General features: G+C 60.8%; 11 protein-coding genes and 1 pseudogene. 5 read left to right on the top strand and 7 right to left on the bottom strand.

Translation table 11 applies throughout. The features are described 5' to 3' along the window. Nucleotides 1-5: 5 nt before the first annotated feature. Nucleotides 6-257 (top strand): annotated as a pseudogene (locus NL154_RS25045) (aminoglycoside phosphotransferase family protein); the annotation flags it as partial. A gap of 62 nt (nt 258-319) precedes the next feature. On the opposite strand, the gene NL154_RS25040 reads toward NL154_RS25045, so the two are convergent. Beyond that, on the bottom strand, nt 320-1363 hold the full coding sequence (locus NL154_RS25040; RefSeq protein ID WP_221147383.1) for a magnesium and cobalt transport protein CorA: 1044 nt from the start codon (nt 1361-1363) through the stop codon (nt 320-322). A gap of 160 nt (nt 1364-1523) precedes the next feature. Further along, nucleotides 1524-2234 (bottom strand): DUF4272 domain-containing protein, encoded by a 711-nt coding sequence (locus NL154_RS25035; protein ID WP_434734221.1) that lies wholly within the window; start codon nt 2232-2234, stop codon nt 1524-1526. Between the two features lie 197 nt (nt 2235-2431). Here NL154_RS25035 and NL154_RS25030 point away from each other — a divergent pair, with 197 nt between their 5' ends. Next, on the top strand, nt 2432-4315 hold the full coding sequence (locus tag NL154_RS25030; protein WP_221147381.1) for a methyl-accepting chemotaxis protein: 1884 nt from the start codon (nt 2432-2434) through the stop codon (nt 4313-4315). Nucleotides 4316-4404: 89 nt separating this feature from the next. Here the strand turns inward: NL154_RS25030 and NL154_RS25025 are convergent, their stop codons facing one another. From NL154_RS25025 to NL154_RS25010, 4 genes are all read right to left on the bottom strand, one after another. Beyond that, complete coding sequence (locus NL154_RS25025; RefSeq protein ID WP_221147380.1) at nt 4405-5856, bottom strand: NCS1 family nucleobase:cation symporter-1; 1452 nt, start codon at nt 5854-5856, stop codon at nt 4405-4407. Between the two features lie 234 nt (nt 5857-6090). Then, on the bottom strand, nt 6091-9162 hold the full coding sequence (locus tag NL154_RS25020; protein WP_434734220.1) for an efflux RND transporter permease subunit: 3072 nt from the start codon (nt 9160-9162) through the stop codon (nt 6091-6093). Further along, on the bottom strand, nt 9159-10244 hold the full coding sequence (locus NL154_RS25015) for an efflux RND transporter periplasmic adaptor subunit (protein ID WP_434734219.1): 1086 nt from the start codon (nt 10242-10244) through the stop codon (nt 9159-9161). The genes NL154_RS25020 and NL154_RS25015 overlap by 4 nt, the downstream gene beginning before the upstream one ends. Beyond that, nucleotides 10241-11314, bottom strand: a complete 1074-nt coding sequence (locus tag NL154_RS25010; RefSeq protein ID WP_434734218.1) for an efflux RND transporter periplasmic adaptor subunit — start codon at nt 11312-11314, stop codon at nt 10241-10243. The genes NL154_RS25015 and NL154_RS25010 overlap by 4 nt, the downstream gene beginning before the upstream one ends. 108 nt (nt 11315-11422) lie before the next feature. Here NL154_RS25010 and NL154_RS25005 point away from each other — a divergent pair, with 108 nt between their 5' ends. Beyond that, entirely contained in the window at nt 11423-12055 is a 633-nt protein-coding gene (locus NL154_RS25005) for a TetR/AcrR family transcriptional regulator (RefSeq protein WP_210631820.1), read from the top strand. A gap of 113 nt (nt 12056-12168) precedes the next feature. Then, a complete protein-coding gene (locus NL154_RS25000; RefSeq protein WP_434734217.1) occupies nt 12169-13206 on the top strand; it encodes a LacI family DNA-binding transcriptional regulator in 1038 nt (345 codons plus the stop codon). Nucleotides 13207-13367: 161 nt separating this feature from the next. Here the strand turns inward: NL154_RS25000 and NL154_RS24995 are convergent, their stop codons facing one another. Beyond that, on the bottom strand, nt 13368-14396 hold the full coding sequence (locus NL154_RS24995; protein ID WP_434734367.1) for an AraC family transcriptional regulator: 1029 nt from the start codon (nt 14394-14396) through the stop codon (nt 13368-13370). Between the two features lie 168 nt (nt 14397-14564). Here NL154_RS24995 and NL154_RS24990 point away from each other — a divergent pair, with 168 nt between their 5' ends. Then, nucleotides 14565-15716, top strand: a complete 1152-nt coding sequence (locus NL154_RS24990) for an ROK family transcriptional regulator (RefSeq protein ID WP_210631818.1) — start codon at nt 14565-14567, stop codon at nt 15714-15716. The last annotated feature ends 9 nt before the right edge of the window (nt 15717-15725 follow it).

The raw sequence follows: 15725 nt of genomic DNA, 5'->3' as shown, positions 1-15725 counted from the left end.
CATGCGTGGAATTATTGGAGGGCGGTCGAACCGGGCAGATCTGGCGCGACGGCGATACCGTCATCAGACCATCAGGAGCATGGACGCCGACCACGCACCGGTTCTTGCGCCATCTCAGAAGCAACGGCTTCCCGGCGGCTCCGCAGCCCATTCAAATTATCGGCGACGATCAGGAGGTCGTCAGCTATGTCGACGGGCGCGTCTGCGAAGACCTCAGTGATCCCCTTGTCGGATCGGAGCGCATGCTGATTTCCGCTATCTGAACGACATCGGCTATATCGGGATACACCGAAATCGGCTGCTGAAAGCCCTGTCCTGACTAAAGCCACTTTCGCCGGCGGAAGAAGCCGAAAAGGCTGAGGCACAGGACGACGATGACGCCCAACACGACGAAATAGCCATATTGGAATTTTAATTCCGGCATGTCGCTGAAATTCATGCCGTAGATGCCGGCGATCGCGGTGGGAACAGCGAGAATCGCCGCCCAGGCGGCGAGCTTGCGGGCGATTGCCGTCTGTTCCGTCTGGCCGATCATCACGCTGGCCTCGAAGGCGAAAGCGAGCACCTCGCGCAACGCGTCGATATCCTCCTGAACCCGGCGCACGTGATCGGTCACATCGCGGAACAGCGATTGCAGCGTCGGATCCATGCCGGGAAGATCGATATGCTCGTATCGCCGGCAGACGTCGACGAGCGGCACTACTGCGTTGCGCAGCCGCAGAAGCTTGCGCCGCAGCATGTAAAGCCGCTCGATGTCGGATTTTCCCAGCTGTTCGCGCAGCACGAGATCCTCGAGCATCTCGACCTCCTCCTGCACCACCTCGATAACAGGCATGTAGTTGTCGACGATGAAGTCGAGGATGGAATAGAGAATGTAGTTCTCGCCATGGGCAAGGGCGGCGGGCGTCGCCTCGCATCGCTGCCTGACGGCCAGATAGGAAGACGATTCTCCGTGGCGAACGGAGACGACATAACCGCGGCCAACGAACAGATGCGTTTCGCCGAAGATGATCTCGCCATCCTTCATATGGGCGGTCCGGGCGACGATGAACATCGCGTCACCGTAAATCTCCAGCTTCGGACGCTGGTGCGGCTGCGCCGCATCCTCGATCGCCAGCGGATGGAGATTGAATTCGGCCTGGATCTGGTGCAGCAGCACTTCATCCGGCTCGTGCAGGCCGATCCAGACGATCGCATCCTCCCGGTTCCGCCATTCGCCAGCCTCCTCTATCCTGATGTCGCGAATGCGCTGCCCATGCTGGTATACGGCTGCGGCCACGACGCCGCGCCGCTCGTAGGGAGACGACGCCGACCCGCTGCCAACCCGCGCGGAAACACTGTCCAGATCCTTCAGCCGTTCCAAATCCTGCCGTCCTCCCCGTCCTGCGGATCACGTGTCCGAAACCAACGCCGGTCAGGCGATGCGCCGATCATAATGCCATTTCGCAAAACATGCATCCACTTCGGCACGGGGGCCGACTGCCCCGCCTCAATCCTCGACTTGGGCAGGAAGTCCACACTCGTCACGTATCGGTGGAAATATCATCCCAGTCCTGATTCAGGTAACCGATCAGCCAGTTGAGGGCGTAGTGGCGCTCGTAAACCACGCCCTTGTCCAGTCCGGCCGGCGCCTCCTCGCCCTTCAGCCGTGCATTCACGACCGCCCAATCGTAGCGGTAGATCAGGTCGGCGGCGTCGACCAGTTCTTTCTGCGGACGCAGCCTGGCGCGGCGCATCAGCCCGTCGGTGCCGAGTTCGCGAAGCGTCCCGGCGATGGATGGCACATCGCAAATATGGTCGGGACGTTCGAGATCGGCCGTGATCCCGAGCGCCCATAACATGACGTGCACGCCCTCATAGCGCCAAGCGAAGTTCACCCGGTCCTGCTCCGAAGGATCGGGGTCGTCCATGAACGCCTGTTCCTTGGGGGTGAAGAAACTTGCTGCATCGAATTGCCGGATGAGAGCCTGGCCCATCGAGTGATCACCAGTCTCGCCTTTTACGGCAACGATCGCAAGCGCGATAGCGCGCTGAACGACTGCTCTTTTATCGCGGCGGGTACTGTCGCTCTCTGCCTCGATGGACGGCAGATGATCGATGGTCGGCACGCCTTCCGACTGAAGCTGGGCGACAGACCGGGCTTTGCGTGCCTGTGCGTCATCAGGGGGTTGAGAAACGGCTGCCTGTACCGGAAGGATCAAGGCAAGAAGGGCGGAAAATATGCGCTTCACCATGTCTGGCTCCTATTGTCCCTGAGCCGTCGATTAAGCGTTTTCCGGTTGGAGCGGGAATCTGAACACGAAGAGGGCGGCGAGTTTCGCGTAAACTGGTAAACGGCGTTTTACACTCCGGAACACATCGTTAAATTTTTTCCGTTACAAACATGCCTGGTCAAACCGGCACGACACCGGACTGTTCGATGGGGACTTTGATGCGCCGTCCAAACATTAAATCGAGTTTGCTGTTCATTTTCAGCGGCATTGCTCTCCTTTTCGGGCTCGTTGCCTATCTCGCGGTCGACGGCCTGCAAAAGACGAACGGCTCCACCGAAGAAATCGCCGCCAACTGGCTGCCGAGCGTGCAGGCTTCGCAAGCGATCAGCCTCGCCATGACAAATTTGCGCCTCGCTTACCGCGATCACATTATCGTCCAGGCGGAAGCAGAGAAGAAATCCCGTGAAGAGGCCATTAAGGCCGCCGAAGATGCAACTCGCAAATCGGCAGACGCTTATCTTCAGCTGGCTTCATCCGATCGCGAGCGGGATCTGATCAAGACGATCAAAGAAAGTGTCGAAGGCTACGTCGCCAGCAGTTCGCAGTTGCTTGCTCTTTCCCGTGCAAACAAGACCGAAGAAGCTGGCCAATATCTGGGCGGCGAGATGCGTTCCTATTCGGACAAGCTCAAGGAGGCCACGGCGGCCCTGGTCGAATTGAACGTCAGCGGCAGCAAGAAGGCTGCCGATCTCAGCAAGGAGACCTTCGCCTCCATCGAATCCTACCTCCTTGCAACGATCGCCTTTGCGGGATTGCTCGTTCTCGGCGCGATCGTCTTCGTACTGAAGAGCATCGCCAATCCGATTACCAACATCACCGCCTCGATGCGGCATCTCGCCGAAGGCGACACCGGCTCGGAAATTCCTTTTGCCGATCGCGCCGACGAAATCGGATTGATGGCGGGAGCGGTGGAGATTTTCCGCCAGGCCGCGATTGCGAACAAGCGCCTGGCGGTGGAAGCCGAGGAGAACCGCAACAGGGCGGAGGCAGATCGTGTTGCGGCGCAGATGCAGGCGGAAGCCGACGCATCAGAGCGGTTGCGCATCGCCACTTCCGGTCTGGCCGCCGGTCTGAAACGGCTCGCTTCGGGCGATCTCGCTTTCCAGCTCAATGAGGCCTTCGCCCCCGAGTTTGAAGCACTCCGCCATGACTTCAACCAGTCGGTCACGCAGCTTGGCGCGACGCTGAGAGCAATCTCCGAAAGCATCGGCACGATCGACGAAGGCACCCGGGAAATCTCCTCGGGCGCCGGTGATCTTTCGAAACGGACAGAGCAGCAGGCGGCCTCGCTCGAAGAAACGGCGGCCGCATTAGAACAAATCACAGCGAACGTGTCGAACTCCAGCAAGCGGACCGAGGAGACGCGCGCAGTCGCCACCGAGGCAAACCGGAGCGCCGGGATTTCGGCGGAAGTCGTCTCCCATGCGGAGGAAGCGATGGAACGCATCGAGGCCTCGTCGCAGCAGATTTCCAACATCATCGGCGTCATCGACGAAATCGCATTCCAGACCAACCTTCTTGCCCTCAATGCCGGCGTCGAAGCGGCGAGAGCCGGCGAAGCCGGCAAGGGTTTTGCGGTCGTCGCCCAGGAAGTGCGCGAACTCGCACAGCGCTCTGCCGGCGCTGCCAAGGAAATCAAGGGGCTTATCCAGAACTCATCGAGGGAAGTGGAAAGCGGCGTCAAGCTGGTGCGCGATACCGGCCAGGCCTTGAAGACCATCGGCGGCTTCATCACCCAGATCAATCACCACATGGATTCGATCGCCACCTCTGCGAAAGAACAGTCGATCGGACTGAGCGAAGTGAACGTCGCGGTCAATCAGATGGACCAGACCACACAACAGAACGCAGCGATGGTGGAAGAATCGACTGCAGCATCCGATTCACTGGCGCAGGAGGCCCAGAAGCTTCGCGAACTTGTCGCACAGTTCAGGCTCGACGAGGTGGTCTCCAGCCATTCCGCAGCCCTCCGCTCGACGGCAAAATCCATGGCCCAGCCCATCGGCCGTGGGGCCATCCATGCGGTGGCGGCACGCCGTTGAACCGGGCGAAATGACCGGCTCCCTCGGGCCGGCAGATTTTCCAAACAGAACATGAAGGCGCCTGGCGATGGCCAGGCGCCTTTGTTTCGTCATGCGGCGAAGGCCGGATTGCGCCGTGCGCCCATCCTCAGCACGAAATAGATCGCTCCGCCGATGGCGACGCCGAAGAACCAGCCATAGGTGCCCCACCAGTCCGGCAGGATGGAGGTGAAGGTCGGCAGGATCGACGAGAACAGCGCACCGACCGCAAAGGCGATGAAGGCATTGCCGTGCCAGCCGTTCTGGAACCGGAACTCGCCATTCTCCTGGTAGAGAGCCTCGACGTTCAGCTGGCTCTTCCTGATGAGATAGTAGTCGACCATCATGATGCCGAAGATCGGCCCCATCGTCGAACCGATGAAGTTGACGAAATGCGCAGCACCCGTCTCCCAGGGAGCGAAGGGATAGAGCACGAGGGCGATCAGCGCGGCGATATATCCGCCGCGCTTGAAGTTGATCTGGCGCGGGAAGACATTGGCAAAGTCGAAGGCGGGCGAAACGAAGTTCGCCACGACGTTGATGCCGAGCGTTGCAACCGCGAATGTCAGCGCCGCAAGCAGCGCCAGGAACCAGCTGTCGAATTTCGCCGATATCATTTCCGGATGCAGCAGGACCTCACCGTATACGGTGAAGGCTGCCGTGGTCGTGACACCTGCGACGAGGCAGAATGCCAGCAGGTTGATCGGCAGGCCCCAGAGATTGCCCTTCCTGAGCGCCTTCTCGCTCGTCGCGTAACGCGAGAAATCGCAGAAGTTCAGATAGAGTGCCGCGAAATAGGTGATCCAGGTGGCGGCCACCGCGGCAAGCGCCGCAATCGAGCCCGGCTCGCCCGGCACGCCGGCATCCTTGGTTTTTTCGATCAGCACGTCGCGCGGGATTTCGGAACCGAACGAGAAGGTGCCTGATTTGACGACCAGATAGATGGCCAGGATCAGCATCATGATCCAGACGGCGGGACCTGCCCAATCCTGGAACTTGCGGACAGTTTCCATGCCGCGCTGAATGATCAGCAGCTGCAGCGCCCAGACGATGACGTAGCAAATGAGTTCGAGGGTCGAATGGCCGAGCATGTGGCTGTTCTGGTGGAAGGCGAGCAGGCTTTCGTTGCGGATCAGCAGGGCAACGATTGCGCCGGAGGCGGCGGCAGTCTGCGCGCCGTACCAGAAGCAGGCGACCACCGCCCGGACGAGTGCGGGAACATTGGCGCCGAAGGTGCCGAAGGAGGCGCGCGCCAGAACCGGAAAAGGGACACCGGTGCGCACGCCGGCATTTCCGACCAGGCTCATCAGGAAGAAGATGACGAGAGAGCCGATGCCGATGGCGATGACGAAATTCACGAAGCTGCCGCAGAGCAGGAACAGGCTCGCCGCTAGATAATAGCCCCACAGGCTGTGAACGTCCGATGTCCAGACGTTGAAGATGCTGAATGCACCCCACTTACGCTCCTCGGCGGGTGCAAGATCCTCGTTATATAACGAGGGAGACGGATTTCGTACGCTCATGAATGCCCTCCCATATCCCCTGAGGCCGACTCGGCCACAGACGGAAGTCTGCTCCTCATTTGGGCACCTGACAATTTAAGAGTCACATTGTACACAATCCTGATCGACCAGATGGACAGGCCATCAGCCTATTGCGGGCGAAGGACACGCCCGGCCAGGCCATGCTGTGCCCGAACAGGATGATGTGCTTCACCTTGCCGCGGCGGCCGTAGGCGATGGCCATCGAAGACCGCATCATGCCTCTGCCGTGGCTTCGGCCCGAGTACCCTCATCCCTTGGGATTCTGAACCATGCGACGTAGAGCGCCGGCAGGAACAGCAGGGTGAGGGCCGTGCCGATGACGATGCCGCCCATCATGGCGTAGGCCATCGGACCCCAGAAGATCTCGCGCGAGATCGGGATCAGCGCGAGGGTTGCCGCCGCCGCCGTCAGCATGATCGGCCGCATGCGGTGTTCGGTCGCCTCGATGACCGCCTGCCATGGCGTCACACCTTCGGCACGCAGATGCTCGATCTGCACCACGAGGATGACCGAGTTGCGGATCAGAATGCCGATCAGCGCCAGAATGCCGAGGATGGCGACGAAGCCCATGGGAGCATTGCTGAGCAAGAGCGCCGCCACCACGCCGATCAGGGCCGTCGGCGCGACCGCAAAGACCAGGAAGAGGCGGCTGAAGCTCTGCAGCTGGATCATCAGGATCGTCGCCATCGTAAACAGCATCAGCGGAGCCACGGCCGCAATCGGCCCTTGCGCCTCGGCGCTGGATTCGACGGCGCCGCCGATTTCCACCTTGTATCCGACAGGAAGGTTCTTCTGGAATTCCTCCACCTTCGGCTTCAGCTGATCGACAATCGTAGCCGGCTGTGTCGAACCGATGACGGCCGCCTTGAGCGTGATGGTGGGCTGCCTGTCGCGACGCCAGATCGTTGGCTGCTCAAGTTCGAAGCGGAAATTCGCCACGGCCGAGAGCGGCACGACCTTGCCATTGGAGGTCGAGAGCTGCAGATTCTCAAGCGTCTGGACGGAATCGCGCTCGGACGCCCTGGCCCGGCCGATGACATTGACCAGGTAGATATCGTCGCGGATCTGCGTCGCGGTCGAACCTTCGACAATGCCGTTGAGGGCGGTCGCGATGTCCTCGGAAGAGACGCCGAGCTGGCGCGCCTTGTCCTGCAGCACATCGACCTTCACCACCCGCGAAGGCTCGTTCCAGTCCAGCACCATGTTCGACAGCAGCGGATGAGTACCGACAACGCCTGCAAACTGCTGGGAGATATCACGTACCTTTTGGATATCCGGGCCGCTGATCCGGTACTGGACCGGTTTGCCCACCGGCGGGCCGATATCGAGAAGCTTCACGAAGGCGTCTGTGCCGGGGAAGGTCTTCGTCAGATAATCCTGCAGTTCCGCCCGCACCTTGTCGCGCACGTCGAGGCCTTTGGTGACGATGATGGTCTGTCCGAAGGTGACATCGGGCGTTTGCACGTCAAAGGACAGGATGAAGCGCGGCGCGCCCTGGCCGACATAGGTTGTCCAATGATCGATATCCTTGTTATCGGCCAGCATCTCCTTTTCGAACTTGGCCATCTGCCTGTTTGTCTCGGCGATCGAGCTGTTGTGGGGCAGGTTCCAGTCGATGACGAGCTCTGTTCTGTCCGAGTTCGGGAAGAACTGCTGCTGCACCAGCCCCATGCCCCCGACCGAAAGGGCGAAGACGACGACCGTCAGCACGATGGTGACCCAACGCCAGCGCATCGCCAGCCCCAAAAGCCAGGAGAACACGGCGGCGAAACGACCCTTCTTCTCGTGATGCGACTTCATCGTCTTCGGCAGGATCGTGACGCCGAGAAGCGGCGTGAACAGCACGGCGACGATCCAGGACACCACAAGCGAAACCGCGATGACGACGAAAAGCGTGAAGGTGAATTCGCCGGCCGCACTGCTGTTGAGACCGACCGGGATGAAGCCGGCGACGGTGACAAGTGTTCCAGTCAGCATCGGAAAGGCCGTCGACGTATAGACGTGGGTGGCGGCTTTCCTCAGATCGTCACCTGCCTCCAGGCGAGCCACCATCATCTCGACGGCGATCATGGCGTCGTCGACGAGCAGCCCGAGCGCAATGATGAGCGCACCGAGCGAGATGCGCTGAAGCGAAATGCCGGAGTATTCCATCACCACAAACGTGATTGCCAGCACGAGAGGAATGGAGATCGCCACCACCATGCCGGCGCGCAGGCCGAGGCTGATGAAGCTGATGACGAGGACGATGACGATCGCTTCGAAGAGCGCGCGGGTAAAGCCGGAGACAGCCTCGTCGACGACGTGCGGCTGATCGGAGACGCGGTGGACGTCCACCCCGATCGGAAGATCGGCGACGACCTGTTTCATCCGCGCGTCGAGCGCCTCGCCGAACTCCAGCAGATTGGCGCCCTGCTTCATGCCGATGGCTAGTCCGATCGCCGGCTCGCCGTTGAAGCGGAACAAAGCCGAGGGTGGATCGACATAACCGCGCTTGATGGTGGCGACATCGGTCAGCGGGAAGAAGCGGTCGTTGATGCGAAGGTTGATCGAGCGCAGGCTTTCCTCGGAGGTGAACTGTCCGCTCACCCGCAATGCGATGCGCTCCGGACCGGCATCGACGAAGCCGGACTGGGTGACGGCGTTCTGGGCCTGCAAGGTCTGGATAACAGACTGCTGGTCGATGCCGAGCGCTGCGATCTGGCGCGTGGAGAATTCAAGATAGATCGCCTCGTCCTGGGCGCCGATCACGTCGACCTTGCCGACATTGGGTACCGTGAGAACTTCGGAGCGCGCATTTTCCACGAGATCGCGAAGCTGGCGCTGGGTCAGCCCGTCACTGGTGAACGCGTAGATGTTGCCGAACACGTCGCCGAAGCGGTCATTGAAGAAGGGACCAACGACCCCGCTCGGGAAATCTCCCTTGATGTCGGCGATCATGTTGCGGATGCGCAGCCAGGTCGGGGCGACATCCTTAGCCTTTGTCGTCGGCAGCAGTTCGACGAAGACGGTGGTCTGACCGGCAACAGTCTGGCTTTTGGTGTAGTCGAGCGATTCCAGTTCCTGGAGCTTCTTCTCGATCCTGTCGGTCACCTGCCGCGTCACCTCTTCGGCGGATGCGCCGGGCCACTGGGCGGTGATCACCATCGTCTTGATGGTAAAGTTCGGATCTTCCTCGCGGCCGAGGTTCAGGTAGGAGAATGCACCTGCGAGAATGAAGACGATCATGAAGTACCAGACGAGCGAACGGTGCTCGAGCGCCCAGTCGGAAAGATTGAAGGACTTCACTGGCTGATCTCCTGGTCGATCCTGATGGCTTGGCCATCTTGAAGTTTATGCACGCCGGCAACGACCACCCGCTCTCCGGGAGCGAGTCCTTCGGTGACGCGAACGGTGCCGCCGTCGGTTAACTTGCCGTCGATCGTGACGCGCCGTAGCGTCACCTTCTTGCCGGCTACGTCGACGATCCAGACACTGGCGCCGTCGGCACCGGCAAGGATCGCCGAGGACGGCAGCATGATCTCGGGATCGGCAGCGATGGTTGCGGAAGCCGTGATGACCGCGCCGAGCCTGAAGGCTTCAGGCGGATCGGCGAGCGCGATCTTGGTCCGACTCGTTCGGGTGGCGGTCTCCGCCTCCGGCGCGATTTCGCGCACGACGCCCCTCGTGCGGATCGAAGGCTCGAGCTGCAGCGTCACCTCAAACGGCGCGCCGATCTCCAGTTTCTGCGCAGCGGCCTGGGGCACGTCGACGACGGCGTCTCGCTTGTCCGGCCGGGCGATGGTCACGACCGTCTGGCCGGCCGACACGACCTGGCCGACCTCAGCCGAAGTCGCCGTGACGACCCCATCGAATTCAGCCTGAAGCTGCGCATAGCCGAGCTGCTCCTTGGCCTTGTCGAGGTTGGCCTGCGCCTTGGCGACCGCGGCCGTGGCCGTCCGTCTCGCCTGCTCGGCTTCTTCGAGCGAGGCTTCCGTGCCGGAGCGCGATTCAACAAGCGCGCGCTGGCGCTGCTCCGTGGTCACGGCGTTTCGGAGCTGAGCGTCGCTGTTCTCTACATCGGACTGGGCGCTGCGCACGGCAAGCTCCAGCGCCAGCGGATCGATGGCGGCAACCACGTCACCCTTCTTGACGACATCACCGACATTGACGTTGCGGGCGATCATCCGCCCGAGGATCCGGAAGCCTAGATCGGTTTCTATGGTCGGCTGGATCGTGCCGGTCAGGCCGAGGCTTGTGGCGGGCGTCTGCCTGACCGTCATTGACAGCACGGGACGGGGCGCTTCCTGCCTGCTTTCCTCCTGCTTCGTGCAGGAGGAGATCAGGGCCGCACCCATCAACAGGGCGATTATCTTGGGACGAATACTCACTTGGATGCTTCCTTGACATAAGACACGGTTTCACCGGGCCTGAGGAATTTGGTCCCGTCGGTCACCACGACATCTCCCGCCGACACGCCCGACTTGACGACGAAGCTGCCGGTCTCGTAACGGGCGACCTCGATCGCTCTCACCTCAACCGCAGAGGATGCAGGATCGACGATCCAGACGGCCGGTTTGCCGTCCTTTGAGGTCATTGCCGACCAGGGCAGCTGGATCACGTCCTGCGGGACGTAGTTGAATTTTCCGACGACGGGAGCGCCGAGAGGAATGGGAGCATCGCTCGATATCGCGACCTTGACCCTGATGGTGCCGGTGGAAGAATCGATCGTCGGCGATATCTCGCGCACCTTCGCCGTGATCTTCTGCGAGGGGTTCGCAAGCAGGTTCACGGTGCCGTCGCCGTCGATCGGGCGCAGGAACGCACTCTCGACCACTTCGAAGACGGCGTCCCTGTCGCCGTCATGGGCAAGGGTGAAGACAACCTGGGCGGCCTGCGCCACCTGCCCGACCTCGGCATTGCGGGCGGTGATCACGCCATCGGCATCGGCTTTCAGCTCCGTATAGGACAGGGTGTCCTGCGCGGTCTCGAAGAGCGCCTGCGCCGACTTCGTCGAGGCCTGCGCGGTCAGAAGCGCCTCCTGTGCCTGGTCGAGTGCGGCGCGCGTCGTCACCTGCGTCCGAAACAGGCTCTGCTGACGGTCGAAGGCGAGCTGTGCCTGGGTCTGCTGGGCTTCAGCCGACTGAAGATTGGCCGCGGCCACATCGAGATCGGCCTTCTGCTCTTCGGGATCGATGCGCGCCAGTACCTGCCCCGCCTTCACTGACTGACCGACTTCGACCAGCCGTTCGATGATCTTGCCGCTGACCCGGAAGGACAGATCGGTCTGGACCCGGGCGCGCACCTCTCCCGTCAGCGCACCGCCATCACTCAGCGGCTCAGACTTGGCCACGACGACGCCGACCTGCCGCGCGCCGGGTTCTTTCGGCCCGTCCGATTCGCTGCAGGAGACGAGACCGATCGTGCATACGATCGCTGTGGCGAACAGAATGGTTCTCATAGTTGACCTCTTGCTCTCAACGGCAGCTGCTATATAATTGACTGACGGATTAGTCAATGAAACTTTTGCACAGGACCGATAGCGCAAGACAAGGGAGGCGAGGCACGAATGACAGCTCAGAAGAAACTCACACGCGCGGAACAGAAGGCGCTGCGACCCATCCAGATCCTGGATGCCGCATTCGAGGAATTCGTCAGAAACGGGTTCACGGGCGCCCGCGTCGACGACATCGCAGACAGGGTCGGCGTCACCAAAGGCACGGTCTACGTTTACTTCGAGACGAAGGAAAAGCTCTTCGAAGCCATGATCAGTCACTTCTCCGTCCCCTTTCAGGAACTGCTTGAAATCACCGCTGGCCTCAGCGGCAGCGCCACCGACAGGCTGATGTCCATTCTCGGTCTGCTTTACGACCAAATCGCGGAGGATCGTACAACCCGCGAATTGACGCGTCTGGTCATTTCGGAAGGACAGCGCTTCCCCGACCTGATCGATCGCCACCACGATGAATTCATCGCGCCGATTATCGCAAGGATCGACGCTCTCATCCTGGAAGGTGTTGCGTTGGGGGAATTTCGCGAAATTCCTGTCGAATTTTCCGACATCGTGGTTGCGCCGATTCTGACGACGACGGTTCTGCGGCTGATATTCGATGATCGCCGGGTGCCGACGCCCGACAAGGACGCCTTCATGCGCGCCTATTTCGACCTGCTGTTCAACGGGCTGCTTGCCGAACGTCGCTGATTGCGAATGACGAAAATATCGGCGCAAGCACATAGCTTTTTTAAAGTCCTTTATGTGAAAACATCAAGTTAGCTTATGCTTCGAAGGTACGATCTGAATTCGCGGCGGAAAAAGTGGAACGTAAAGTCAATCTCAAAGATGTCGCACGCGATGCCGACGTGTCGCTGAGCACGGCCTCGCACGCCCTGAACGGAACTGCGCCGCTCACGATCGAGGTGCGGGAAAGAGTGCTGGATTCGGCAAAACGGCTCGGTTATCTCGATCGCCGCAGAAAGAAGGCGACGATTGCCGCCTTGCACGTTCTGCTTCTCGCCATTCCTGACGATGCCGCCCCGGAGAGCGACCTCAATCTGGTGAGCTGGACGATTCTCAACGGTCTTCGCAGGGAATGCGAGCGTCGAGGCATCCGGATCGTACCCTATGTCAGCAGCGGCCGGCGCATCGACGGCGCCGAAGTCAAGCAGATTGCGATAGCAGAACGCGCTGACGGTATCGTGGTGCTGAACGACGATCAGCCCGAACTCATCCGCAGCCTCGCCTCGGCTGACATGCCCGTCGTCATCGTCAACGGCGAGGATCCCGCCATGCTGGTCGATACGGTGACGCCAGAAAACCGCTTCGGCGCACGGCTCGGCATCGAGCACCTCCTGGCGCTCGGCCACCGCCGGATCCTGCATCTGACCTGGAAGGGCCGAACGACCATCCAGCGCCGGTATGACGGTTTTTCCGATGCTTATTTGGCCGCACAGCTTCCGGTGCCGAAGGACATGATCATCGAAGCCGAGGGATATGAGCCCCGGCATGGCGAAGCGGCCATCAACGCGCTGCTCGATCGCGACGCCGCGTTGAAAGGCGCAACCGCCGTCTTCTGCGCGGCCGACAATCTGGCGCTCGGCTGCCTGAAGGCATTGGCCGATCGCGACATACGCGTGCCCGACGCGATATCTGTGCTCGGCTTCGACGACATCGTTCCCGGCGAGTTCAGCCGCCCGCCGCTCTCCACCGTGAGCGTGCCGACCGACCGTCTCGGGGCGGCAGCGCTCGCGCTCATCGAACAGCGGCTGATCGCCAATGATCCGCAACGGCCGGCCCATCGCCTGGAGCTCGGCTGCCATCTCGTCCTGCGCGGCAGCATCGCGCCGCCTCCGTGATCCCAGCCGTCGGAGAATGCAGAAGGCGCGACCTCTCAGCAATGCATCGAGTGCTCCGCCGCGTCGAGAAGAAACATCACGCCATAGGGACTGCCCGGGAGACCGGGGATTCATGTATGTGCCGGCTCCATCTTCTCACCTGGGAGAATGTAGAAACTCATTCAGCGCAATCGCTCAGCCCGTAACCGCGTATCCCTCGGACTTTCACCAAAAGTGCTGCGGTAGATGATGGAGAACCTGCCGGCATGCGCAAAACCCCAGATCGCGCAGATTTCGCGGACAGATTGCTGGTTTGTCGGATCCCGCAGCTGCTCGCGGGCCGCCTGCAGCCGGATCGTGCGGAGGTAGCCGGCCGGTGAGGTTCCCCTGAAGGCCTTGAAGCCCGTTTGCAGCGCCCGGAGCGAAACGCCGACGCCATCCGCAACCATCGTCATGGTGATAGGTTCCGCGATATTGGCATGCATGTAGTCGATAGCGCGTCGGACATGCCAAGGTGCAATCAACGGTACTTTCTTTTTTTCCAGATGATCGGAAAACCGATGCCGGCCAAATCGGATCACGAGGTGAGCAAGAGTTTCGCTCATCGCGGCTGCGGCAAGAGGCGAGGATAGCAACGGACCGGCGCCGCGCATGCCCTGCACGATCGTCTGGAGCAGATTGCCGATCAGTTGGCCTGACTGCGTCGCGCGATCGAGAATCGGGTCGAGATCGAACGACTCCGAGAGGGGCTTTTCCACCAGCGAGGCGAGGACCCTTTTCAAAACCTTCCAGTCGAGAAAAAGGGCGTCCGAGCGGTGCGGTCCTCCCTGGACCACACGATCGCCGACTTCGTGATTGTTGGCCATGAGAAAGTAACCGGCGCCGCTTTCGACCGTTCTCTTCCCTATCGACAGTCGAAAAGAGCCTGTGTGCGGCATGAAAAACGCGAGATGCTGCGGAGAGTCATCAAGCGTCCGAATCGTCCAGGAACTCTGATAGACCGAATGAAGCACCGTGAGCGCCTCGGTCCTTCTCAGATCCGCGGCCCAGGCGAATTTTCGGTCATCCTTCAACGGCTGTGCGCCGAAAACGCCGTAACCAGCCGTAAAGGCCTGAACCATTGATTCGAAGCTGGTGCCTCCATGCGTGGGCTCGAATCCATAACCACGATGCTCGGCAATTGCCATTTTCTCCCGTGTTAACGCATCCATGCCGCTCGGTTCTTTTCTTCTGCCGCCTGACATCATCGCGACTGGTCTGGCCAATCTTGATGGGTTAAGCAGGACCGGCAAAACCACGGATGATTTCGTTGCCCCGCAGAAGCAAAGCGTCCCCTCCACCTGCTTCACACTTACAGTGTAAATCAATATGTTTGGAAAATGAAGTACGCTCCGCTGGACCACGTTGCCCCACATTTCCTGCGAGACACAGAGCCCGCGAGAGTAGCCTCCCGTAACGAACGGGACCTCTTGCGGTTGATCTGGAAGTCGCCCGGCATCGAGCGCTCCAGCCTGACCGATCCACTCGATCTCACCCAGCAATCGTTGCACAGAATCGTCGGCCGGCTTCATGATCGGGGAATGGTCGTCTTTTCCCAATCGGAAAACCGGCGCGCCGGTCCACCAAGTCCGGAGCTGACACTGCGAAGGGAGTGGTGTCTGACGCTCGGCATCTCCATCAACGTCGGAACGATTGGCCTTTGCCTCATGGGTTTCGGCGAACCGTTGGACAATATGGAAATTCCCCAGGCCGGCTCGTCGCTATCCCTGGAAATGGAGCGGATCGAAGCAGCCGTCGAACAGATCCTCGCCCGGCGCGGCGCCAAGCGGCGCGACATCCTCGGCGTCGGCCTCGCAGTCTCCGGCCATCGCATGCTGGATACGGCTTTCAATTGTCCCCTGCCGCTGGCCCATTGGTCGCTGATCGATCTGGCGCCATTGCTTGGGGAGCGGCTTGGCCTGCCGGTCTGGGCGGACAATGTCGCCAGGACTGCGGCCTTGGCGGAAGCAATTTTCGGCGTCGGGCGTGACGTTGCCGATTTTGCCTATATCGCCCACCTTCATGGCTACGGCGGCGGCCTTGTCTCCGGCGGCATGCCGTTTCGCGGCAGTTTCGGAAATGCCGGCGAAATCTCCGTTCTTTTCGGGCGTCAGGACTACGATGATCGCCCCGCTCTCAACCAGCTGCTCGAGCATCTTCGCGGCAAGGGGCGCAGCGGCCTGACCCTGAGGGATCTGAAGGACGAAAATATGGTGGAGTGGGATGGTGTCGAGGAATGGATCGACCGCGTCACTCCGGCCCACAATCGTGCCATCAACGCGATCTGCGCGATCTTCGACCCGGCATTGATCGTGCTTGGCGGCGAGCTTCCACATTCGCTTGCGAGAATGTTGATCAAACGCACCGAATTCAACAATCTGCCTCGGCATGGCGCCTTGCGCGACATCCCGCAGCTCGCAGTGGCCCAGATCATCGATGCCCCCGGCGCGATCGGCGCAGCATTGATCCCGCTATTCGAAACCGTGTTGTGATGGCCTCTG

The organism is Rhizobium sp. YTUHZ044, from assembly GCF_051123975.1.
In the GTDB taxonomy this organism is placed as follows: Bacteria; Pseudomonadota; Alphaproteobacteria; order Rhizobiales; family Rhizobiaceae; genus Rhizobium.
Note: the sequence above shows the minus strand (reverse complement) of the source record. Positions and strands in the feature narration are given on the sequence as shown.

Excerpts from the sequence above, each read along its gene's own strand:
- NL154_RS25005 (WP_210631820.1), top strand. The coding sequence starts at position 11,423 with ATGACAGCTCAGAAGAAACTCACACGCGCGGAACAGAAGGCGCTGCGA.
- NL154_RS25010 (WP_434734218.1), bottom strand. The coding sequence starts at position 11,314 with ATGAGAACCATTCTGTTCGCCACAGCGATCGTATGCACGATCGGTCTC.
- NL154_RS25035 (WP_434734221.1), bottom strand. The coding sequence starts at position 2,234 with ATGGTGAAGCGCATATTTTCCGCCCTTCTTGCCTTGATCCTTCCGGTA.
- NL154_RS25025 (WP_221147380.1), bottom strand. The coding sequence starts at position 5,856 with ATGAGCGTACGAAATCCGTCTCCCTCGTTATATAACGAGGATCTTGCA.
- NL154_RS24990 (WP_210631818.1), top strand. The coding sequence starts at position 14,565 with ATGAAGTACGCTCCGCTGGACCACGTTGCCCCACATTTCCTGCGAGAC.
- NL154_RS24995 (WP_434734367.1), bottom strand. The coding sequence starts at position 14,396 with ATGGATGCGTTAACACGGGAGAAAATGGCAATTGCCGAGCATCGTGGT.
- NL154_RS25030 (WP_221147381.1), top strand. The coding sequence starts at position 2,432 with ATGCGCCGTCCAAACATTAAATCGAGTTTGCTGTTCATTTTCAGCGGC.